We start from the raw sequence: 21,374 nt of genomic DNA, 5'->3' as shown, positions 1-21,374 counted from the left end.
TTAGGATAATGGTCGTCATGTGGGGTCAACGGCCTGCGATCGGGGGATCAGTCATAGGTCAACCGATCTGAGACAGGATGGTCCTCCCATGACGATCAAGGAAGAAGCAGGCCGTGAGGTCGTTCCCTTCTGGTTCGATCCGCTCTGCCCCTGGGCGTGGATCACCTCGCGCTGGCTGCTGGAGGTCGAGCGGGTGCGGCCGGTGCGGGCGGACTGGCGGATCATGTCGCTGGCCTATCTCAACCTCGTGCAGCGGGAGGGCGAAGGGCTGAGCGAGGACTACCGGGAGCGGATGGCGGGGGCGTGGGGGCCCGTACGGGTGTGTGCGGCGGCGGCCGAGCACAGCGGGCGAGACGTGCTGGGAGCGCTGTACACGGCGATCGGCACCCGCCTGCACACACAGGGACGCCGTGACGACCCGGCGGTCATCCCGGAGGCGCTCGCCGAGGTCGGGCTGCCGGAGGCGCTGGCCTCGGCGGCCACCGGCGAGGAGTACGACTCCGTGATCGTCGACTCGCACAACGAGGCGTTCGACGCGGTCGGGCTGGACGTCGGGACGCCGGTCGTCCGCATCGGCGGCACGCATCTGTTCGGGCCCGTGGTCACGCCGATCCCGCGGGGCGAGGCCGCAGCCCGCCTCTGGGACGGGCTGGCCCTGGTCGCGGCCACCGACGGGTTCTTCGAGCTCAAGCGGAGCCGTACGCGCAGACCGTCCTTCGACTGAGCCCGGAGCCGTACGCGCAGGCCGTCCTTCGACTGAGCGTGGCGGCTGTCGCCCGCGCCGATGGCTACCGGCATAATCGCCTCCACCATGAATGCCGCATCTCCCGCCAGAACGCCCCCGTCGTGGGTGGCCGTCGTGCTCGCGGTGGTGTCCGTGGGGTGCGGCGTGGTGGCGATCGTGGTGAACGGGGGGCTGCCCGAGGCGTGGACGCCGGTGCCCAGGTGGTCGCCCGACGTGCCGGCGGGGCTGGCCTTCCCCGTGGTGGGGGCGTTCCTGGTGACGCGCAGGCCGGGGCTCAATCTCGGCTGGCTCATGATCGCGGGCGGGCTCCTGGCGGCGATCGCGGAGCTGGCGTCGGCGTTCATGCTGCTGTCGGCCTCGAACGGCGCGCTGCAGGTCGCGGGCGTCCTGCGATGGATCGGCGTGCCCGCCTGGGCGTACGGGGGCTGGGTGCTCGCGGTGCTGCTGCCGCTGTACGCGCCGGACGGCAGGCTCCGCACGCCGCGTGCGCGGTGGGTGGCGCTGGCCGGGTTCCTGGTCATGTCGGGCCAGAGCCTCAACGGGATCGTCAGGCCGGACCCCTCGCCCGTGGGGTACGCCTTTCCCGTGGTGATCCCCAACGCGGCCGGCATCGCCGCCTACACCGCCTACCCGCTGGTCAGGGAGGTCCTGCGGCACGCCGTCGAGGTCGTCGTGGTCCTCGCCCTGGTGTCGACGACCCTGCGCCTGCGCGGGGCGGACCCGGCGGCGCGCAGGCAGATCGCCTGGCCGCTCGCCGCGTTCGCCGTCTATGTGCTCATGCTCGTGCTCGGGGACGACTTCGCCGTCGCGGCGACCGTGTGGACCGCGGTCGTGCCGGTGGCGATGGTGTTCGCGGTGCTGAGGTATCGGCTGTTCGGCATCGACACGGTGATCAGCCGGGCCTTCGTCGCGGCGGGGCTGCTGGCCGTGGTCAGCGGGGTGTACTTCGGGGCGAGCGCGCTGTCCAGCCTCGTCGTGGCCGAGTACCACCAGGTAGCGGGGCTGGCGGCGGCGCTGTTCGCCGGGGTGTTCTTCCAGCCGCTGCGCCGGGTGCTGCAGCGCGCCGTGGATCGTGCCATGTACGGCCGCGTCGGCGACCCGGCCCTGCTGGCCGGGCGTCTCACACACGAGGTGCGTCATGCCGATCCCGCGCACGCGCTGTCGGCCGTCGTCTCGGTCGTACGCGACGGCCTGGCCGTGGACGGGGTGGCCGTCGAGGTGCCTGACGGCCTGCCCGCGTACGTGGTCAGCGGGGAGCCGGGCCCGGCGCCTCGCGAGATCACCCTCGTCTGGCACGGCGAACCCGTCGGCAGGCTGCTCATCGGCCGTCCGGGCGCCCGCAGGTTCGCCGCCGCGCACGACGACCGTGTGGTGGACACGCTGCTGCCGTACGTGGCCGACGTCGCGCACGCCGTACGGATGGCGGCCGACCTGCAGCGCTCGCGTGAGCGGATCCTGGCCGCGCGCGAGGAGGAACGCCGCAGGCTCAGGCGCGATCTGCACGACGGTCTCGGCCAGTCCCTCTCGGGCATGGCCATGACGATCAACATGGCCAGGATCAACCTGCGCCGCTCCCCCGACGACGCCGACGTCCTGCTGAGCGACCTTCGCAGCGGCATGGACGTGCTCTCCGGCGACCTGCGCGAACTCGTCTACGGACTGCGCCCGCCCGCCCTGGACGACCTCGGCCTCGCGGGCGCCGTACGCGCACTGGCCGGGCCGGGCGGCGGGCCCGTCGTCGAGGTCACCACATCGGGGGACCTGGCCGATCTGCCGGCCGCCGTCGAGGTCGCCGCGTACCGGATCGCACAGGAGGCGATCACCAACGCGCGGCGGCACGCCGATGCCGCCCGCATCGACGTCACCCTGACCCGCGAGCCCCTCGACGGCGCCCTGCGCCTGGTCGTCGCCGACGACGGGCGCGGGCTGCCGCCCGATCGGCGGGCCGGTGTCGGCCTGTCCTCCATGCGCGAACGCGCCGCGGAGCTGGGCGGCACCTGCGTCGTCGCCTCCCCGGGCGCCGGCACGACGGTCGAGGCCCGGCTGCCCGCGGGATCGCGCCCACCTGAGCGGGAGTGAGCTACTCCAGTACGGCCGTGGCCTCGACCTCGACCATGAGGTCGGGCTCGGCCAGGGCGGCGACGCCCAGCAGGGTGACGGGCTTGACCGGGTCGACGCCCATCTTCTGCGCCGCGCGCGCGACCCCCTCCCCCAGCAGGGCCAGCTTGTCGGCATGCCAGTCGACGACGTACACGGTCAGCTTGGCGACGTCGTCGAACGAACCGCCGATCTCGGTCAGGGCGGTGCCGATGTTCAGGAAGGCCTGTTCGACCTGGGCCGCGAAGTCGCCCTCGCCGACCTTGCGGCCTTCGGCGTCCCGGGCGACCTGGCCGGACAGGAAGACCAGCCTGGAGCCGGTGGCGATCGAGAGCTGCCGGTACACCTCGGGCTTCGGCAGGCCTTCGGGGTTGATCAGGGTCACGGCCATGGCTGGACTCCTCGTCGTCGATGCCGGATTCCCAAAACATAGCATTGCTATGTAATGTAAAGCCATGTCCAGGACGAAAGATCCCGCTGTCCGCGCTCTGCTGATCAATCGCGCGGCGCAGATGCTCCGGGCCAGGCAGCCGATCAGCCTGCGCTCCCTCGTCGAGGGGACCGGCGTGTCGACGATGGCCGTCTACACCTACTTCGGCGGCATGGACGGCCTGTGGAAGGCGATGCGGCAGGAGGGGTTCACGCACCTGGCGGCCAGGCTGGCCCGGGTCGCCAGGTCGCAGGACCCGGTCGGCGACCTCGCCGCGCTCGGGGCCGCCTACCTGGCCAACGCCCTGGACGGGCCCGACCTCTACCGGGTCATGTTCGACGCCGGTTTCGAGCTCGAGGACCCCCAGGCCGCCGACGACACCCTGCACACCCTCGTCGACGCGGTCGAACGCGCCAAGGCCGCCGGACGCTTCCGCGCCGACGTCGTCCCCGCCGATCTCGCCGTCCAGGCCTGGACGATCGGCCACGGCCTGGCCTCGCTCGTCGCCACCGGCCCGCTGTCCGGCAAGGCGCTCGGCCATGCCGTGCCTCTGCTGACCGCCCTGTACGTCAGCGCGGGCGACGAGCCCGGCAGATGCCGCCGATCGGTCGAACACGGCTGGGGGCGATCGGCGGGGGCGGTTCCCCCGCGCGTCTAGAGGGCATGCCGACACCGTCCTCCCGGCCCTGCCGCGCCGAGGTTCCGGCGGCACACTCGCACTAAGATCGCCTCTCATGCTTTCCGATGGCTTATGGCGATTTTTCAGGATTGGCGCTGCGAGTCTGATTCTCCTGGCCACGGGCGTCGGCCTGGTGTTCGGCGACGACTGGCTCATGATCGCCGCCACGTGGGAGCCGGTCGAGTCCCACCCGCGAGACGAGCTCGCCCCCTGGGCGGTCGCCATGCTGACCGCGGTCGTCCTGACGAAGGCGGCGCTGCTGTGGCAGATCCTGCGCACCCCGCTGCGGGGACGGCTGGAGCGTGGGGCCAGGGCGCTGCGCGGGCTGCTGTACCTGTCGGTGGCATTCGTACTCGCGCTGTGGCACCTGATGATCTCCCTGCTGCCCGGGGAGGTCGCCGCGGCGTTCTCGCTCGTGCTGTGGGCCGCGATCTACGTCCTGTGGCTGCGGGTCGTCGACTGGCGTTCGCGGGTGCTGCGGGTGGCGGCCGGGGTGCTGTTCGCACTCGACCTGGTCGTGACCGCCGGGCAGTGGGCCGGCGGTCCCACCGTGGAGGAGTGGGCGGCGACGTCGGTCGGCGCGGCGGCGATCGCCGTCATCGTCGCCGCCCAGTGGCGCGACGGGCGGTGGAGTCGCGGCACCCTGGTGGCGGGCTGGCTGACCGTGGGCTGCTCGCTCTTCATCGCGCTCGCCGACATCCTCCACCTCTCCCGGGCCGCGGGATCCGTACTGGACGAGCTGTGGCTGGTCCATCCCGTGTGGCTGGCGGCGACCGCCCGTGAGATGGCCGTCGGGGAGCGCTCCGCCTCGCCCGCGCCCCGGCTGCGGCACGGGGCCCGCCTCGCCCTGGCGGTCGCCGTCGTCCTTCCGCTCATCGCGCTGATCCCCCCGGAGGGCGTCTCGCGCATGACCTACACCGGGTTCGGGGACTGCCACGAGCGGCCCGCCTACGGCGACCTGAAGCCCGATCAGCGCGAGGCCGCGTTCCTGTGCCTGGCCCGTACCACCGACTTCGGAGCCCCACCCCTGTACCCCGCCCGCTGGTCGGACCAGGAGATCCTGGCGAGCGGGCGCGCGCTGTGCCGGGCGAAGGGCCCCGACGAGCAGAAGGCGATCCTGGGCCGGGCGGGAAGCGGGCGGGCCGCGTGGGGCGTCGACGTCTGGGACCTCGTCTACATCTGCCCGGAGGTCGTCGCCAGGACGCACCCCGAACTGCTGCGCACGTCCGAGGAGCGGGCCGCCGACGACGACGCCTACCTCGCCGAGGCGAACGCGCGGTGCCGTGACCCGTGGCCCGGGACGAAGGGCGTGGTCCAGGCGTCGGCCGCCTACTTCCTCTTCGTCGACGGCGATCACGGCTACTTCGTGCACGACTCCGACGACCGGTCGGGCGAGAACGAGGCGGAGCGGGCGATCGAGCGCGCCTACGACAAGGGCAACACGCTCGTCGGCGCGTCCGGCGGCACCGTGCTCGTCGGGCATGTCGAGGACGTCTCCGAGCTGTGCATCACCCTGAAGGCCTTCCGCAAGGCGCCGCCCCCGCGTACGGCCGGATGGGATCAGGTCACCGAGGTTCCGGTCGTCAGCCGTACCGGTCGGCTCAGCGTGGCGGAGGTGACCGACGGCGCGGAGGTGGGCGCGGGCGCCCGGATGCCGAACCTGGCGATCGCCGGCAAGGGCCGCTACCGCCTGCGCGTCCACATCCGCATCGGCGCGGGCGGCGGGGAGGAGCACCTGGTCGTCGCCTTCCCCGACAGGTCGGGCAAACCGGGCGGGCGGGTCCGGCTGAAGCGATAGTGCGGGCGCCTCACCGACCCGGACGGCAGACCTCCTGGTACGGCACGCCGGGCAGGTACTGCTCCCACTCCTGGCGGGTGAGCGAGCGCTCGGCGAACGCGCACACCGACCGGTAGGGGTCGGCGGGCACGCCCACGTCCCACCGCCGTACGGTCCCGTCGATCGGATGGCCGAACGTGGTCAGGACGCGCCCGTCGGGGCGGAAGGCCATACGGATCACGGCGTCGATGTGCCCGATCAGGGGCGGGCCGATCTGCCGGTGCGTGTGCACGTCCCACAGCCGGACCACGCCGTCGGTGTCGGCGGTGGCCAGCGTCGTGCCGTCGGGGCCGAACACCACGAAGGGCGCGTCGGCGTGCCCGGTGAGCGGCAGACCGAGCTGGCGGCCGGTGCCCACCTCCCACAGGCGCACGGTGTGGTCCCACGAGGCCGTGGCCAGCGTCCTGCCGTCCGGGCTGAACGCGGCGTCGAACAGGGAGCTCGCATGACCGGCGAAGGGTCGCCCCCGCGCCTTGCCGGTGTCGAGGTCCCACAGCTGCGCGGTGCCGTCGTCGTAGCCCGCGGCCAGCGTCCTGCCGTCCCGGCTGACCGCCTTCGCGTCGGCGTTCACGACGACGGCGCGACCGGACCGTTTGCGGGTGGCCACCTTCCATGCCTGGGTGGGCACGTCGTCGGCGCCCCAGATGACCAGGGTCGAGCCGTCGCCGCTGAAGAGCGCCCGCTCCGCCCTTCCGGGATGGGGGAAGGGGCGGCCGAGCTTCTTGTGGGTGACGGCGTCGTACAGCTGCACGGCCCGGCCGTCGTCGCGCAGGTAGGCCTCGACGGCGCCGTCGGGGCTCAGCGCCGAGGTGTCGGAGAGCGTGTTCGGCCTGGGCCCGCCGAGCTGCCGGTGCACGGTCAGGTCCCACACCCTGACCCGGTCGTCGGCGGTGGCCAGTGTCCTGCCGTCGGGGCTGAAGGCCAGAGCGGTCAGCGCCAGCCCGCTGGCCGGGAGCGGCGCGCCGAGCTGCAGGCGGGTGGCGGTGTCCCAGAGCCTGACGCCGTCGCCGTGCCGTGCGAAGTGGTACCCGGTCACCAGCACGCGGCCGTCCGGGCTGAAGGCCAGGTGCTCGGGGAAGGGCAGGGTGGTCAGCGGCTCGCCGTCCTGCTGGTGGGTGGCGGTGTTCCACAGGCGAACGGTGGCGTCGTTCGCGCCCGCACTCGCGCTGACCAGGCGTCGGCCGTCCGGGCTGAACACGGCCAGCGTGACGCCGTCGGTGTGCCCGGTGAGCGGGCTGCCGATCTGTGCCCGGGTGGCCGTGTTCCACAGACGTATGGTCCGGTCGTCGCTGGTGGTGGCCAGCGTCGCGCCGATCGGGGCGAACGTCACGTGCGTCACCGCCGCCTCGTGTCCCGCCATGGGCGCGCCGACCGGTTCGCGGGTCGCGGCGTCCCACAGGCGTGCCGTCTTGCCGTCCGCGGTGGCCAGCAGGCGGCCGTCCGGACTGAAGGCCACCGTCCGGCCGCCGGCGGGCAGCGGGTCGCCGAGCCGCTTGCGCGTGGTGGTGTCCCACAGGCGTACGGTCGCGTCGTCGCCCGCCGAGGCCAGGATCGCGCCGTCCGGGCTGAAGGCCAGCCCCTGCACGCCTTCGTCGTGCCCGGTCAGCGGTTCGCCGATCTCGCGTCGCGTGGCCGTGTTCCACAGTCGCACGGCGCCGTCGGAGCCGCCGGTGGCCAGGATCCGGCCGTCCGGGCTGTAGGCGAGGGTGAGCACGGTGCCCGACGGGTCGGGGTAGGTCTGGCGCGCGGGCTGGGCGTACACGTTCAGCAGGCTGTGGCGGGCCTCGGGGGTGTGTGCGAAGTGCCAGGACGTGGTGGCCAGCACCTGGGCGAGCACGGGGTCGGAGGCGGCGATCGCCACGCTCTGGGCGGCCAGTTGCCTGGACAGCGCCTGGTTGCGGCCCGCCTCGGCGATACGGCGTTGCGCGTCCGCCCTGCCAGCGGCGTCGACCGCGACACCGGCGCCGGTGAGCGCGACGGCCAGCAGGATCACCAGGCTGATCACCGCCGCGCGGCGCTGCCTGGCCGAGCGGGTCACGGCCTTGGTACCGGCGTCGAGAAAGGCACGTTCCAACGCGGTCGGCCGCACGTGCGGGCGAGCGGCGTCCGCCCACTGCCGCATCGCCTCAAGGCGGCTGCCGCGCAGCAGGTCGGCGGCCTTCCTGCCGTTGCCCGCCCAGTGCCCGGCGGCCTCGGCCAGCTCCCCCACGACGGCCAGGCTGTCACGATCGTCGCGCAGCCAGCCGCGCAACCGGGGCCAGGCCTGTATCACCGCGGGGCGCGACAGCCTGACCCGGTCGTCGGTGCGGGAGATCACGTAGACGAAGGCGTCGAGGACGCGTCCGACGGCGCGCTCGGTCTCGGGCCCGCCCTGGACCAGCTCGCCCGGCGACGCCTCGCGCGGCGTCTCGGCCCGGTCCTCACCGATCGTGACCAGCCGCAGGAACACGCCGGGCGCAAGGGCGCGCTCGGCCTCGCCCAGCGAGAGGTAGGCGTCCTCGGCCAGTGCGCCGAGCCCCGGATCGGGCGGCGAGTCCACCCGCAGGCCGCCCGCCCGGTTGCCGCCCGCGTCCAGCAGGCCGACGCCGCCTGGGTCGTCCTCGCGGAGCAGGGCCAGCAGCAGGTCCCTGGCCGAGGGACGACGCTCGGGGTCCTTGGCCAGGGCCTCGGCCACCAGCGGGCGCAACGCGGGCGGCAGGACGGTCAGATCGGGATCGGCCGAAAGCACCCGGTGCATGACCGCCGCCAGGTTCCCGGCCCGGAACGGGTCCTGTCCCGTCGCCGCGAACAGCACGACGCCGCCCCAGGCGAACACGTCCGCCGCCGCGCCCGCCCGCCGCCCGCCGAGCACCTCGGGCGCCATGTACGTCGGCGTGCCCGCGAGCCGCCCGGTCGAGCTCAGCGACATCTCCGCCGTACGGGCGATGCCGAAGTCGATCACCCGGGGGCCGTCGGGGGCCAGCAGGACGTTGGCCGGTTTGAGGTCGCGGTGCACGACCCCGGCCTCGTGCACCGCGGTCAGCGCCGTCGCGATCGCCGTCGCCAGCCGGTGCAGGTCGCCCCCCTCGAAGCGCCGCCCGTCCACCCGCACCGCGTGCAGCAGGCTCGGCCCCGGCACGTACTCGCTCACGATGTACGGCACCGGCCCCGCCAGGTCGGCGTCCAGCACCCGCGCCGTGCAGAAGGAGGCCACCCGCGTCGCCGCCGCCGCCTCACGTGCGAACCGCTCCCGCACGTCTGGCCCGTCGGGCGAGTTGAGCACCTTGACCGCCACCCGCGTGCCGTGCCGGTCGTAGGCCTCGTAGACCGTTCCCTGCCCACCCGCCCCCAGTCGCCTGGCCAGCCAGTAGGGCCCGAGCCGCTGCGATTGCATGGGATCTCCTCGTCGGCCGTGCTCCCGGCGGGTTAGACGAGCGCCCGGCCACAGGAGTTCGGCCGAGATCGAGGCCGGCCGGTTCTCCCCGGGTGGCGATGCCGAGCTCGGGACAGGCGGTCCGGAGCTCCTGCGGGGTGAGCCTGACCGCGCTCGAAGGAAGGGCCGGGGTGGTCGCCGCCCGGATGAGGTTCAACTCGGCCCGGGCGCGTGCGGCCCAGGTCCTCGAAGGCATGCAGACGGCCGGTCGCCAGGTTGTCCACCAGGCCGATCCCCGCCCCAGCAGCACACCCGCCACCGCGAGCGACCTGGCCTGGCACCCGCCACCACCGCCGTCCATCCGCCTACCTTCACCATCCCGTCGCCGTACGACCACACGAATGCACCTCCCTACGCCGACTTGTGACCCATTTCCGCCCCTGCCGTGCTCTCGTACGCTGTGGGGGTGCTCAGCCTCATTCGTTCCGTGTGGGACGAGCCTCGTCCGCCCGGCCGGGCGCCGTTGCGGTGGCGGGACTGGGCGCTGGCCGGGGCGCTGGTGCCGGTCGTGGTGCTCGAAGGGGTGCTGCGGGTCGATCTGCCGTGGCGTGCGGTGTCGGTCGGGCTCACGCTCGTGCTGCTGCCGACGCTGGTGTGGCGCAGGAGCAGGCCGCTGCTGATGGTGGCGATCGTGTTCGGGCTCACCTCGGTCGCGCCGGTGCTGACCGAGGGGCGTTCGCCCGAGACGTACACGATGGCCTACCTGCTGCTCGTGGTGTACGCGCTGGCCAGATGGGGCGCCGGGCGCGAGATCGTGGGCGGGGTGCCGATCATGACGGCCGCGGTGTGCCTGGCGATCGCGTTCGGACGGCTGCGGGGCCCCGACGCGGTCGCCGCGTTCGCCGTGATGTTCGCCGCCGTGGGGGCGGGAGGCGCGCTGCGTTACCGGGCCTGGGCCAGGGCGCGTGAGCTCGACCAGGTCAAGTCGCTCGAACGCGAGCGCCTGGCCCGGGACCTGCACGACACGGTCGCCCATCACGTGTCGGCCATGGCCGTACGCGCCCAGGCGGGCCTGGCGACGGCGGCCTCGCGGCCGGGCGCGGCGACCGACGCGCTGCACGTGATCGAGGCGGAGGCGGCCAAGGCGCTGGAGGAGATGCGCGCCATGGTGCACGTGCTGCGCGCCGACGAGCCGGGCAGGCGCATCGCCGATCTGCCGCACCTGGCCGACGGCCGCGCCCCCGTCGTCTCGGTCCACCTCTCGGGAGACCTGAGCGGCCTGTCCCCTTCGACAGAGGCGGCGATCTACCGCCTGGCCCAGGAGGCGGTCACCAACGCCAGGCGGCACGCGCGTGGCGCGAGCAGGATCGACGTCGGCGTCGAGGCGGACGCCGCTTCGGTGCGCCTGCTCGTCGCCGACGACGGCGACCCGGCCACGCCCACCACGCCGCCGGGCTACGGCCTGCTCGGCATGGCCGAACGCGCGGGCCTGCTCGGCGGCACGTGCACGGCGGGCCCCGAGCCCGGCGGCGGCTGGAGCGTGCGCGCCGTACTGCCGCGGGCCAGGACGGCGTCGTGAGCGTCAGGGTGCTCGTCGCCGACGACCAGGAGGTGGTCAGGACCGGCCTGGCGATGATCCTCGACGCCCAGCCCGGTATCGAGGTCGTCGCCACCGCGGCCGACGGCAGGCGCGCGGTCGAACTGGCCAGGCGGCTGCGGCCCGAGGTGTGCCTGCTCGACATCCGCATGCCCGGCCTCGACGGCATCCAGGCCACCAGGGCGCTGGCCGGGCCCGAGGTCGACCGCCCGCTGGCCGTCGTGGTCATCACCACCTTCGACCTCGACGAGTACGTCTACGCCGCCCTGCGTGCCGGGGCCCGGGGGTTCCTGCTGAAGAACGCGGGAGCCGCACTGCTGGCCCAGGCCGTGCACGCGGCGGCCGACGGCGACGCGCTCATCGCGCCCAGTGTCACCGCCAGACTGCTCGGCGCCTTCGCCCGTTCCGGCCCGCCGACGCCGCCCGCCAGGCCGGTCGAGGCGCTCACCCATCGTGAGGAGGAGATCCTCGCCACCGTGGCGCGCGGCCGTACCAACAGTGAGATCGCCGCAGATCTGCGGATCTCGCTCAGTACGGTCAAGACGCACATCGCCAGCCTCATGGCCAAGCTCGGGGCGCGCAACCGGGTCGAGATCGCCATGTGGGCCTACGACACCCACCGCGTCAAGGCCGGTCCGTAGCGGCAATCGGGCGTACTTTCGGCCGATGGGCCCGCCGCCCGCTCCTCCTACATTGCTGAGCAGGTCGGCTCTCACCCGGAGGAGTACGCCATGAAGGCGGTCGTCTTACGTTCCTACGGCGTCATGGAGGTCGCCGAAGCCGAGCGGCCCGTGCCCGCTCCCGGCGAGGTGCTCGTCAGGGTGCGCGCCGCGTCCGCTCAGCCCTACGACTACCACCACCTGCGCGGCGAGCCGCGTGTCGCCCGGCTGATGGGGCTCGGGCTGCGCCGTCCCGCCATCGCCGTGCTCGGCGCGGACGTGGCCGGTGAGGTGGCCGCGCTCGGCCCCGGCGTGACGGAGGCGCGCGAGGGCGAGCACGTGTACGCGATGCCCGGGCACGGCGCGTTCGCCGAGTACGCCGCCGTCAAGGTCGCCGCCCTGGCGCCCAAACCGGTCGGCCTGAGCTTCGAGCAGGCGGCGGCGATGCCCATGGCCGCCCTGACCGCCCTGCTCGGCCTGCGCGACGCCGGAGGCGTACGGCCGGGGGACGACGTCATGGTCAACGGCGCCTCCGGCGGGGTCGGCACGTTCGCGGTGCAGCTCGCCAAGGCGTTCGGCGCCCGGGTCACCGCCGTGTGCGGCACGCGTAACACCGGCCTGGCCGCCTCGCTCGGCGCCGACGAGGTGATCGACTACACCCGTCAGGACTTCACCCGGCGGGAACGGCGTTTCGACCTGCTGCTCGACCTGGTGGGCAACCGGCCGGGCGCCGCGTGCCGCCGGGTGCTGCGCGCCCAAGGCGTCCACGTCGTCATCGGGGGGCCTTCGGGGCGCTGGCTGCAGCCGGTCGGCCACATGGCGCTCACCCTGGCCGGGTCCCGGCTGGCCTCGCAGCGCACGTCGGTCGTGGACGTGGTCACCTCGCCCGACACCCGGCCCAACCTGATGACGCTGACGGAGTTCGTCGACGCGGGGGTACTCGCCCCGGTCCTCGATCGCCGCTTCCCGCTGGCGGAGACCGCGGCGGCCATCGCGTACGTGGAGCAAGGGCACGTGACGGGCAAGGTCGTCATCACCCTCTGAGCGCGTGCGCCAGCCTAGACGGGCGAGACCGTGACGTCGCCCGAACCGGTGCGGACCACGACCTTGTACGGCGCCGCCTGGTCGGACCGCACCGAGACCTTCACATCGCCCGACTTCGCGGTGGCGTCCACGTGGTACGGCCCGCCGGGCAGGAACACGTCGGCGCCGCCCGAACCGCTGGCCACCTCGACGCTGTCGGGCACGGCGGCGTAGGTCAGCTTGGTGTCGCCCGACCCCGCCTCGGCCTTGAGCTCCTTGCCCGTCAGCCCGGTGCCCTCCAGCTCGCCCGACCCGACCTTGGCCTTGACCGCATTGCCCAGCGCGTCGAGCCGGATGTCGCCGGACCCGGCCTCCACCTCCACCCGCACACCCTTGGGCGCCTCGATCTTGTAGTCGACCGAGCAGTTGCCCATGGTGTCCGGGCAGTCGTAGGTCAGCACGAGGGCGTCGCCCTCCACCTTGTGCTCGACGGCCGGCTTGTCCGACGACCAGCGCCGGGTCTCGCTGACCTGCACGACGTCCGCCTTCGCCTGGCTGATCACGATGTCCCCCGCACCGCCCACCACGACCAGCCTGGCCACCTTGTCCCTCACGTCGTACTCGACGACCTCCCGGTTGGCCGCGTCCGTGAGGTTCTGCAGCCCGCAACCGGCCGACACCACCACTGCGGCAATCAGAGCGCCCGCTCTCACCATCGTCTTCACATCTGAGATCGTCCCGCATCGTCCGCGGGAGCGCAGTGGGGTATACCCCCCTATGGCCCCCCTGAAGGCCCTCCCATGGACGGAGGCGGCGTGTCCTGCTCCAGGTGGGCGAGGTTGTCCCGGACGACGCCCAGGGTGTGCTCGTCGCCGAACGCCTCGAAGACGCCCTCGGCCTTCCGGTAGCAGACGGCGGCCTCGCCGGTGCGCCCGGTCCCGGCCAGGGCGAGGCCGAGGTTGTTCAGCGCCCGGCCTGCGCCGTACCGGTCGCCGAGGTCGCGGAAGACGGCCAGCGCGCGGCGGTGGGCGGCGACGGCCTCCTCGAAGCGCCGCATGTCCTGCAGGATCGCGCCGAGATTGTTGAGCGCCATTCCCACGACGTGACGGTCGCCGGTCTCGCCGAAGATCTCGATGGACTCCCGGTGGGCGGCTGCGGCCTCGTCGAAACGCCGTACCCCGCGCAGGGCGTTGCCGAGGTTGCCCAGTGCCGTGCCCTCGCTGTGGCGGTCGCCGAGGTCGCGGTAGACGGCCAGCGCGCGCTGGTGCGAGGTGATGGCTTCGGCGAAGCGCCGTATCTGGAGCAGGGCGAGCCCCAGGTTGTTCAGCGCCCTGCCCTCGCCCTGGCGGTCCCCGAGGTCGTGGTGGACGGCCAGCGCCCGGCGATGAGCGGTGACGGCCTCGTCGAAACGCCGCACCTCGACCAGGGCGTTGCCCAGGTTGTTCAGGGCTCCGGCCTCGACGTAGGGGTCGCCGAGGGCGCGGGCGGCCTTGACGGCGATGGTGCAGACGGTGAGCAGGTCGCCCGCGTGGTGTCGCCATTCCAGGAAGGCGCTCAGGCACGCGGGCAGCCGTGCGGCCACCCGGTGACGACCGGTGTTCGCGGCCAGGGCGACGGCCGCGACGACACACGCGCGTTCGGTGTCGAGCCAGGCCAGTGCCTGCTCCCGCCCCTCGAACCCCGGTGGGAGCGGGCTGCCGGGCAGAGCGCTCAGGTGCTCGTCGGCCGCTTGCGTCTGCTGTTCGTAGTGCGCCAGCAGGCGGTCCAGGGCCCGGGCCTGCCCGTCGTCGTCGTGCACGTGCTCGCCGGTGTGCTCACGGACGAGGTCGTGCATGCCCCACCGGCCCGGCGCGGGATTGGTGATCAGGTGGGCCGTCGCCAGCTCCCGCAACCCCGGCCGGGTACGCCCCTCCTTCTGGCCCATGAGGGCGGCCAGCGCCGCGAGGCCGAGGTCCGGGCCCGGGACCGAGGCCAGCAGCCTCAGCATCCGGCCCAGGTGCGGACGGGTCCGCAGCAGGTGCCGGTAGGACAGCTCCAGCGCCACCCGCACGGGCGGCGGCCCCCCCTTCGCCGACGTCGTCGGGCGGGTACAGGACGTTCAGGCGCTCCCCGGTCTCGGCCAGCTCGCCGGCCAGCTCCGACGGCGCTCGACCGGGCTCGGAGGCCAGCAGCGCCGCGACGATCCGCAGCGCGAGCGGCAGGTCGCCGCACAGGGCGGCGATCCGGTCCGCGTCGTGCTCGTGCTCGGCCGCCCGCAGGTCCGCCGGGTCGCGCAGGGTCAGCGCGGTGTGCAACAGGTCGATCGACTCGTTCCGGGGCAGGACGGCCAGGCCGAGATGACGTACGGGCAGCGAGGCCTGGGTGTGGCGGGAGGTCACCAGCAGCCGGTGGCAGGGATGCGCGGGCAGCAGCGGCCACACCTGGGCGGCTCCGGCCGCGTTGTCGGCCACCACCAGCACCCCCTTGCCCTCGGCCGCCCGTGCGGCCAGCGCAGACCGGTACAGGCCGAGTACCAGTTCCGGCTCAGGGGGCAGGTCCTCGCCGTGCACCCCCATCGCCCGCAGCACCTGCCCGGCCGCCGCGCCCGCCTCCACCCGATCGCCTTGGTCCGGGGCGTAGCCGCGCAGGTCGATGAAGAGCACCCCGCCCTGGAACCACGCCTGCCCGCTCGTCGCCCGGTGCGCGGCGACCAGGGCCAGGGCGGTCTTGCCGATCCCGCCCATCCCCGCTACCACCACCCCCGCTCCCGCGCCGCCCAGGTCGCGGGCCGGGTCGAGGAGGGCCGTCAGCTCGCGTACCTCGTCCGCGCGGCCGGTGAACCCCGGCGGAGGGGCGGGCAGCCCGGCGAGCGCCTGCGGCGCGGCAGACCGTAGACGGAGTTCGACCGTGGGCCCGGTGACGATCGTCCCGAGATTGTCGCCACCCAGCGCCACGGACCCGTCGCCCGAGGCGTACGTCCGCCGTTCGGGGGTTGTGAGGGGTTCGCCGGGGCGTGGCATGTCCTCGCTGTGCGCCCGGTCGGTCATGCCCGCTGGTCGCAGGTGATGGCCTCGATGTGCTCGATGTGCTCCTCGCCCCATGCGCCGAGCGGCGCCATCGCGGTGTTGAGGGAGTGGCCGAACGCGGTGAGGGAGTACTCCACCTTCGGCGGGACCTGGTGGTAGACCTCGCGGTGCAGCAGGCCGGTGGCCTCCATCTCGCGCAGTTGCAGGATCAGCACCCGTTCGCTGATGCCGGGAACCGCCCGGCGCAGCTCGCCGAAGCGCAGGGGGCCGTCCTGGAGCGCGAACAGGATCAGGCCCTTCCACTTGCCGCCCATGAGGGCGATGGCCGCGTCGAGACCACAGGTGAAGGTCCGCTTGGTCGTCATCTCGCCATACTTACATTTCTATCAGTACCTGGCAAGAATGTCGGTACTTGAGGAAATGTCGGCACACAGGCCAGCCTGGAGCGGGGCCCCATCCTCGTTTCCCACTCGCTGGAGCACACGCATGACCACAACGCACTCGACCCCGGTCACCGTCATCGGCCTGGGCGCGATGGGCACGGCCCTGGCCGAGGCCTTCGTCGGAGCCGGGCACCCGACCACCGTCTGGAACAGGACACCCACCAAGGCCCTGCCCCTCGTCGCCAAGGGGGCGGCCCAGGCGACGTCCGTCGAGGAGGCGGTGACGGCGAGCCCCTTGGTCGTCACCTGCCTGACCACGTTCGACGACACGCGTACGGCTCTGCGACCGGCCGTCGCGGCGCTGCGCGGGCGAGTCCTGATCACGCTGAACAGCGGCTCACCCGCCGGGGCACGCGAGACGGCCGTCTGGGCCGCCGGGCACGGCGCCGGGTTCCTGGCCGGAGCGGTCAAGAACGTGCCGTCGGCCGTCGGCGCACCCGGCACCCTGCTGTACTACAGCGGCGAACGCAGGCTCTTCGAGGAGTACGAGACGACGCTGCGCGCGCTGGGCGGCGACACCGTGCACCTCGGCGACGACAGCGACCTCGCCGCGCTGTACGAGATGGCGGTGGGCGCCATGCTGCTGCCCGCCCTCGTCGGCTTCTTCCAGGGCGCCGCCGCCGTCCAGGCGCGTGGGCTGGAGGCCGCCTCGCTGGTGCGGTTCGCGGGCAAGTGGCTGGACATGATCAAATCCCTGCTGCCCGGGTACGCCCGGGAGATCGACGGGCGCGACTATTCCGACGCCGTCTCCTCGGTGAACCTCTTCCTGGCCGGAGCGGCACACGACGCCGGCCTGACCAAGGAGACGAACGTCGACACGGCCTGGCTCGCCCCCCTGCACGACCTGCTGCGCCGGGCGGTCGAAGCAGGCCACGGCGAGCACAACATCTCCGCGCTTACCGAGGTGCTCAGAAGCCCGGCCGTACCGTCGTGATCGGCTGGCACGGCGGCGCGGACGGGGCGATGATGGAGGGTATGCGGAGTCGTGTCCTGGTCGTGTGCGGCGTGCTGGTCGCGGTGGCGGCCCTGGCGGCCGTGGTGGTGTACGTGGCGCGGGTCGGCCTGGACGAGGCCGACAAGGCGGCGAGCGTGGCAGGCGCGACGATCGCCCTGGCCGGGCTCGGCGTGGCGGTGTTCGCCCTGCGATCCGCACGCCGACCGGCCGACGTCCGGGAGGCGGATGAGCCCGGCCAGGGGGTGGTCGCGTCCGGGGACCGGTCGGTGGCCGTCGGCGGCGACAACTCGGGGATCATCGTCACCGGCTCCACCGGGAACGGGGCGAGAGTGGTGCACCAGCGCGCCGAGGCCACCGGCCAGGACCGCGTGTACCAGTCAGGCGGCGACCAGCACATCAACGAGCCATAGCGGCCCGTTGCCACACAAGGGCGTCACCGTCGCCCGATCCTCGCCCCCGGACCACCTCAACCCGTCGCCCCGATCCTCGCCACCCCGGAACACCTCACCGCGCCCACCGCCTCAGGTCGGCGACGGCCTTGGCCCGCTCCCCCTCCGGCAGCCTGGCGATCACCTCGCCCAGGATGTCGTGATGGACCCCGGGCGCCGTGTACACGGCCGAGTCGCGGCTGCCGCCCCCCAGCCGGTACGGCTCCGCCGTCGCGGGGTCGTCGCCGCCGTTGACGAACATCAGCCGTTCCCCGGCTCGGCGCACCCACGCGTCGACCTCCCGCACCACCCCCTGGTCCTGCTTTACACGGATATTTCGCGATAAATACGACCGAGGGTCATAACTATCCTCATAGCGCAGCAACGGCCGCAGATGCGGGAACGTCAGACTCGGCCAGCCGATCTCCCGCTCGGCCTGGTAGAAGACGGGCGCGAACGGCACCAGCGTCTGATCGGTGAAGAACCCGAACCCCGGCACCCCCCTCAAATGCCGATAAAGCACCTCATCAGAGGAATCCAGCGACGGCAGCTCCGCCCGCCCGGCCCCGGGCGTATGCATCCAGAACCGCAGCTCGTACTCCATCACCGCGTTCTCGAAGCCCCGCTCGACGCCCCCGACGGTGTCGAACGTCCACCCCTGCTCGCCCGCCTCGGCCCGCAGCAACCGCAACATCGCGGGACGCCGTTCCAGGAACCTCCTGGCCAGCGCCTTGAGATGCGCCCGCTGTGCGGCGGTGCCGACCGTGCCGAGGAACCGGTCGTAGGCGCCGTCCTCGTCGTCGTCCACATTGTTCGGGGTGACATAGGCGACGGTCGCGGCCACGTCGTCCGGGTGGAAGCGGCGGTGCACGACGGCGGCCTGGCCGCCCTTGCTCGCGCCGGTGCCGATCCACTTGCGGGTGTAGATCTTCTTGAGCGCCTCGACGATCCGGTGCTGATCGCCCGCTCCCTGCCACAGGGTGTCCTTGCTCCAGTCGGTGGGCACCGGCGTCGAGCCGAAGTAGTAGCGGTACTCCATCGAGATCTGGTTCGCGCCGAGGATCTTCGCAGGCTCCGTCTCGAACATCACCTCGGGCACATTGTGGCCGGTCGTGTGGAAGACCATGGGCCGATCGGCCGAACGATGCTGCACCATCAGGCGCTGCTCGAACCACCCCCGCCGGGGATCACGATGATCGACCGGCTGGCGGAACCTGAGCCAGAACCACCGCTGCCCCGCGATCGACGACTCCCGCTCCTGCACCCGCACACCCGGCACCGCCCTGAGCTGATCGAGGATGTCCGGAACGCCCGTCCAGGCGGCCTGTCCCGACGCCAGCAGCCCGATCGCGACGGCCGCCGCCCTGGCGCGCTTCACGCCTCCCGCCTCAGGGGTCGCGTGGCCTCGCTCCAGGCCAGCACCTGATCCAGGACGTGAGCCAGCTTGTCCTCGTGCGGGGCCTGCGGCCTGAACTCCACACCGCCCTCGAAGTCGGCGTAGATCGAGAGCGCGACCTGCGGAGCCACCGCGACCGCGCCGACCGAGGCGAGGATCTGGCGCAGGTGCTCGACCGCGCGCACGCCGCCGTCGATGCCGTAGCCGACGAACCCGACCGCCTTGTTGTTCCACTCGGCGTACAGGTAGTCGACCGCGTCCTTGAGCGCGCCCGGGATCGAACGGTTGTACTCGGGCGTCACGAACACGATCGCGTCGAGCGAGCCGATCTTCGCCGACCAGCGCCTGGTGTGCTCGTGCGCGTAGTCGCCGAGCGCCGGGTGCTGGGGCTCGTCCAGGTGCCCCAGGTCGTAGTCCTTGAGGTCGATCAGTTCGTACGCGGCGTCGTCACGCTTGGCCGCCAGGTCGTGGACCCACTGGGCCACGGCCACCGCATTGCGTCCCGGCCGGACGCTTCCCACGATGATGCCGACCTTGGTCATTCCCGCTCCTCGTTGAGGGATCACTCGTACACGAGTAACCGTAGGAGCCGGAACTGAGTTGACCAATGCGTGAAATGCTTGTCTTTATACGTGAGAGTCTACGGGCATAGACTCCGCCCATGGATGTCCTGAGCGACGTCGTCGCGCTCATGCGGACCGGCCGGCCGATCTCCGCCCGTGTCTCGTGGCGTTCCCCCTGGGGTCGCGCGTTTCCGCCCTCGCCCGGATCGGCGACCTTCCAGGTGGTTCTCCGCGGTTCCTGCTGGCTGCTCCCGCCGGGCGGCGAACCCGTCGCCCTGAGCGCGGGCGACGTCGTCTTCCTCCCGCACGGCGACGGCTACGGCCTGACCGACGACCCGCACGGGCCGCTCGCGGCGTCGGACTGCGGCCCGCACGAGGACCCGGGCCTGTTCACGACGGCCACACTCGGCGGCACGGGCGCCGAGACCGTCACGCTGTGCTGCGGCTACCACCTGCTGCCCGGCGTCGCCCATCCCCTCCTGGCCCAGTTGCCCGAGGTGATCCACCTGCCCACCACGCTCGGCCGCCATCCGGAGCTCCGGGCCACACTGGAACTGCTCGCGGGCGAGATCGACCACCCCCGGCCCGGCGCCGACACCCTCGTCACCTGCCTGCTCGACCTCGTCCAGCTCTACGTCCTGCGCGCCTGGTACGACCAGCAGGCCGTCGCCACGACCGGATGGGCCGCCGCCCTGGCCGACCCCGCGATCGGCCTCGCCCTCGACGCCGTGCACCGCGCGCCCGCCGACCCCTGGACCCTCGACTCGCTCGCCGCCCTGGCCGGGCTCTCGCGCGCCGGGTTCGCCCGCCGCTTCACCGGCCTGGTCGGCCGCTCCCCCATGGCGTACGTGACGTGGTGGCGCCTGACGACCGCCTCGCGCATGCTCCGCGAGAGCGACGCCTCCGTGGGCGAGGTGGCGTCGAAGGTCGGCTACGGCTCCGAGTTCGCCTTCGGCAACGCCTTCAAACGCGAGTACGGCATCGCCCCCGGAAAGTACCGCCGCCAGACCTGCGAGGAGGTCGCGGCCGGGAGCGAGCGTGCCGGCCGTACCGGTCGATCGGTCAGGAGGTGACGATGCGCAGCAGGGCGGCGTGGGTGTCGCGGTCGGCGGCGGCGATGAGGCCGCCGGCGCCGGTGTGCAGGGGCTGGCCGTGCATTCCGGTCACGACGCAGCCTGCGGCCAGGCACAGGGCGATGCCGCTCGCGAAGTGCACGCTGTCGTCCAGGTGGCCGTCGGTGACATAGGCGGCACGCCGTCCGGCCGCGACCCAGGCCAGGGCCAGGGTGGTCGAGACGACCCGGGGCCGGAACCGCTCGGCGAACCGCGCGTCGGCCAGCATGTCGACCGCCCGGAAGCCGGGCGCGTTCGGGAAGGGCGGGTCGAGGTTGACGTCCACGAGCCGGGATCCCGGGTCCGGCCGCACCTGCCTGTCGACGCCGTCGGCCCGTGCCCAGGCTCGCCCGCCGCCGGTCCAGAACACCTCACCACCGAACGGATCGGCCGAGGCGGCGGCCGTGACCCCCTCCGGCGTGCGCAGTGCGACGTTCACGGCGACCAGCGTGGTGCGCGCGGCGTAGTTCACCGTCCCGCACAAGGGATCGACCAGCCACATCCGCCCGGCCCCGCCCGCGCCCCCGCCACGCCCGCTCTCCTCCCCCGTCACGGCGTCATCGGGCCTGGCCTCGCGGATGACGCCGAGGATCACCCGCTCCGCCGCGAGATCGGCCTCCGTCGCGAAGTCCCCCGACCCCTTCTGCACCCGCCCCATCGCCCGCCCGTACATCCCGAGCAACACCGACGCCCCGGCCAGAGCCGCCCGCACGGCGACCTCCGCATCGGCGAGGGAAGCAGGACGGTCGTCGGGGGCGGCGAGCATGGGGTGGATGGTACAGCGGTCGCCGCAACGGCGATCCGTGCCCCGCACCGCCCCCGCGTCCGCTATTGGACACACCCCCAGCAAGCCCCGCTTCCCCCGTACCCTCCCAGCTCAAAGCCCACCAGCCACCCGCAGTAACCACATGTGCCGATATACCCCATCAAGCATGTCAATTTCCATCTCTAGGCCAGACCACCACTCAGAGTTAAAGTCCGATGGATGATCGCCGCCGGAGCGGACGACTTCAGCGATGACTTCGGCGATGTCTCCGGCGGCCACACCCCCAC

19 protein-coding genes are annotated in these 21,374 nt (G+C 72.9%); 10 read left to right on the top strand and 9 right to left on the bottom strand.

Features of this window, described 5'->3' with window-relative positions; all coding sequences use genetic code 11:
* The first annotated feature begins 88 nt into the window (after positions 1 to 88).
* Together ACTWNK_RS18585 and ACTWNK_RS18580 are read left to right on the top strand one after the other, a co-directional pair.
* Positions 89 to 724, top strand: coding sequence for a mycothiol-dependent nitroreductase Rv2466c family protein (locus tag ACTWNK_RS18585; protein ID WP_474305367.1), 636 nt, complete (start codon positions 89 to 91; stop codon positions 722 to 724).
* An 87-nt stretch (positions 725 to 811) separates the two neighbouring features.
* Positions 812 to 2,824: a sensor histidine kinase gene (locus tag ACTWNK_RS18580; RefSeq protein WP_474305365.1), complete on the top strand. Its 2,013-nt coding sequence runs from the start codon at positions 812 to 814 to the stop codon at positions 2,822 to 2,824.
* Between the two features lies 1 nt (position 2,825).
* Here ACTWNK_RS18580 and ACTWNK_RS18575 read toward each other — a convergent pair whose 3' ends face one another.
* Positions 2,826 to 3,233: a RidA family protein gene (locus tag ACTWNK_RS18575; RefSeq protein ID WP_474305363.1), complete on the bottom strand. Its 408-nt coding sequence runs from the start codon at positions 3,231 to 3,233 to the stop codon at positions 2,826 to 2,828.
* Positions 3,234 to 3,297: 64 nt separating this feature from the next.
* Here ACTWNK_RS18575 and ACTWNK_RS18570 point away from each other — a divergent pair, with 64 nt between their 5' ends.
* Together ACTWNK_RS18570 and ACTWNK_RS18565 are read left to right on the top strand one after the other, a co-directional pair.
* Positions 3,298 to 3,930 (top strand): TetR/AcrR family transcriptional regulator, encoded by a 633-nt coding sequence (locus ACTWNK_RS18570; RefSeq protein ID WP_474305361.1) that lies wholly within the window; start codon positions 3,298 to 3,300, stop codon positions 3,928 to 3,930.
* Positions 3,931 to 4,084: 154 nt separating this feature from the next.
* Positions 4,085 to 5,749: a hypothetical protein gene (locus tag ACTWNK_RS18565; RefSeq protein ID WP_474305359.1), complete on the top strand. Its 1,665-nt coding sequence runs from the start codon at positions 4,085 to 4,087 to the stop codon at positions 5,747 to 5,749.
* A 10-nt stretch (positions 5,750 to 5,759) separates the two neighbouring features.
* Here the strand turns inward: ACTWNK_RS18565 and ACTWNK_RS18560 are convergent, their stop codons facing one another.
* Positions 5,760 to 9,161 carry a protein kinase domain-containing protein gene (locus ACTWNK_RS18560; protein WP_474305357.1) on the bottom strand — a complete coding sequence of 1,134 codons (3,402 nt, stop codon included), beginning with the start codon at positions 9,159 to 9,161 and terminating at the stop codon, positions 5,760 to 5,762.
* A gap of 445 nt (positions 9,162 to 9,606) precedes the next feature.
* Between ACTWNK_RS18560 and ACTWNK_RS18555 the strand changes: the two genes are divergently transcribed.
* The 3 genes from ACTWNK_RS18555 to ACTWNK_RS18545 all read left to right on the top strand — a co-directional run bounded on the left by ACTWNK_RS18555 (position 9,607) and on the right by ACTWNK_RS18545 (position 12,440).
* Positions 9,607 to 10,719, top strand: a complete 1,113-nt coding sequence (locus tag ACTWNK_RS18555; protein WP_474305355.1) for a sensor histidine kinase — start codon at positions 9,607 to 9,609, stop codon at positions 10,717 to 10,719.
* The gene (locus ACTWNK_RS18550) at positions 10,716 to 11,378 is read left to right on the top strand and encodes a response regulator (RefSeq protein WP_474305353.1); all 663 of its coding nucleotides are present in this window, start codon (positions 10,716 to 10,718) and stop codon (positions 11,376 to 11,378) included. Before ACTWNK_RS18555 ends, ACTWNK_RS18550 begins: the two co-directional genes overlap by 4 nt.
* Positions 11,379 to 11,468: 90 nt before the next feature.
* Positions 11,469 to 12,440 (top strand): NAD(P)-dependent alcohol dehydrogenase, encoded by a 972-nt coding sequence (locus ACTWNK_RS18545; RefSeq protein ID WP_474305351.1) that lies wholly within the window; start codon positions 11,469 to 11,471, stop codon positions 12,438 to 12,440.
* A gap of 14 nt (positions 12,441 to 12,454) precedes the next feature.
* Here the strand turns inward: ACTWNK_RS18545 and ACTWNK_RS18540 are convergent, their stop codons facing one another.
* The 4 genes from ACTWNK_RS18540 to ACTWNK_RS18525 are packed head-to-tail and all read right to left on the bottom strand — an operon-like array spanning position 12,455 to position 15,789.
* Entirely contained in the window at positions 12,455 to 13,135 is a 681-nt protein-coding gene (locus ACTWNK_RS18540) for a DUF4097 family beta strand repeat-containing protein (RefSeq protein WP_474310942.1), read from the bottom strand.
* A gap of 59 nt (positions 13,136 to 13,194) precedes the next feature.
* Positions 13,195 to 14,253, bottom strand: a complete 1,059-nt coding sequence (locus ACTWNK_RS18535; protein ID WP_474310940.1) for a tetratricopeptide repeat protein — start codon at positions 14,251 to 14,253, stop codon at positions 13,195 to 13,197.
* Positions 14,234 to 15,445 carry a hypothetical protein gene (locus ACTWNK_RS18530; protein ID WP_474305349.1) on the bottom strand — a complete coding sequence of 404 codons (1,212 nt, stop codon included), beginning with the start codon at positions 15,443 to 15,445 and terminating at the stop codon, positions 14,234 to 14,236. The genes ACTWNK_RS18535 and ACTWNK_RS18530 overlap by 20 nt, the downstream gene beginning before the upstream one ends.
* Complete coding sequence (locus tag ACTWNK_RS18525) at positions 15,442 to 15,789, bottom strand: winged helix-turn-helix transcriptional regulator (protein WP_474305347.1); 348 nt, start codon at positions 15,787 to 15,789, stop codon at positions 15,442 to 15,444. Before ACTWNK_RS18525 ends, ACTWNK_RS18530 begins: the two co-directional genes overlap by 4 nt.
* 121 nt (positions 15,790 to 15,910) lie before the next feature.
* On the opposite strand from ACTWNK_RS18525, the gene ACTWNK_RS18520 reads away from it, so the two are divergent.
* Both ACTWNK_RS18520 and ACTWNK_RS18515 read left to right on the top strand, forming a co-directional pair.
* Complete coding sequence (locus tag ACTWNK_RS18520) at positions 15,911 to 16,801, top strand: NAD(P)-dependent oxidoreductase (RefSeq protein WP_474305345.1); 891 nt, start codon at positions 15,911 to 15,913, stop codon at positions 16,799 to 16,801.
* Positions 16,802 to 16,842: 41 nt separating this feature from the next.
* The gene (locus tag ACTWNK_RS18515; protein ID WP_474305343.1) at positions 16,843 to 17,232 is read left to right on the top strand and encodes a hypothetical protein; all 390 of its coding nucleotides are present in this window, start codon (positions 16,843 to 16,845) and stop codon (positions 17,230 to 17,232) included.
* 94 nt (positions 17,233 to 17,326) lie between these two features.
* Here ACTWNK_RS18515 and ACTWNK_RS18510 read toward each other — a convergent pair whose 3' ends face one another.
* Together ACTWNK_RS18510 and ACTWNK_RS18505 are read right to left on the bottom strand one after the other, a co-directional pair.
* Positions 17,327 to 18,628 carry a S28 family serine protease gene (locus ACTWNK_RS18510; RefSeq protein WP_474305341.1) on the bottom strand — a complete coding sequence of 434 codons (1,302 nt, stop codon included), beginning with the start codon at positions 18,626 to 18,628 and terminating at the stop codon, positions 17,327 to 17,329.
* Positions 18,625 to 19,188, bottom strand: coding sequence for an NADPH-dependent FMN reductase (locus tag ACTWNK_RS18505; RefSeq protein WP_474305339.1), 564 nt, complete (start codon positions 19,186 to 19,188; stop codon positions 18,625 to 18,627). Before ACTWNK_RS18505 ends, ACTWNK_RS18510 begins: the two co-directional genes overlap by 4 nt.
* 119 nt (positions 19,189 to 19,307) lie before the next feature.
* On the opposite strand from ACTWNK_RS18505, the gene ACTWNK_RS18500 reads away from it, so the two are divergent.
* Positions 19,308 to 20,282 carry an AraC family transcriptional regulator gene (locus tag ACTWNK_RS18500; RefSeq protein WP_474305337.1) on the top strand — a complete coding sequence of 325 codons (975 nt, stop codon included), beginning with the start codon at positions 19,308 to 19,310 and terminating at the stop codon, positions 20,280 to 20,282.
* Here ACTWNK_RS18500 and ACTWNK_RS18495 read toward each other — a convergent pair.
* The gene (locus ACTWNK_RS18495; protein WP_474305335.1) at positions 20,272 to 21,087 is read right to left on the bottom strand and encodes an inositol monophosphatase family protein; all 816 of its coding nucleotides are present in this window, start codon (positions 21,085 to 21,087) and stop codon (positions 20,272 to 20,274) included. The genes ACTWNK_RS18500 and ACTWNK_RS18495 overlap by 11 nt on opposite strands.
* Positions 21,088 to 21,374: the final 287 nt, after the last annotated feature.

The organism is Nonomuraea sp. IBHARD001 (assembly GCF_056106265.1).
This window is presented reverse-complemented; position numbering and strand designations above follow the sequence as displayed.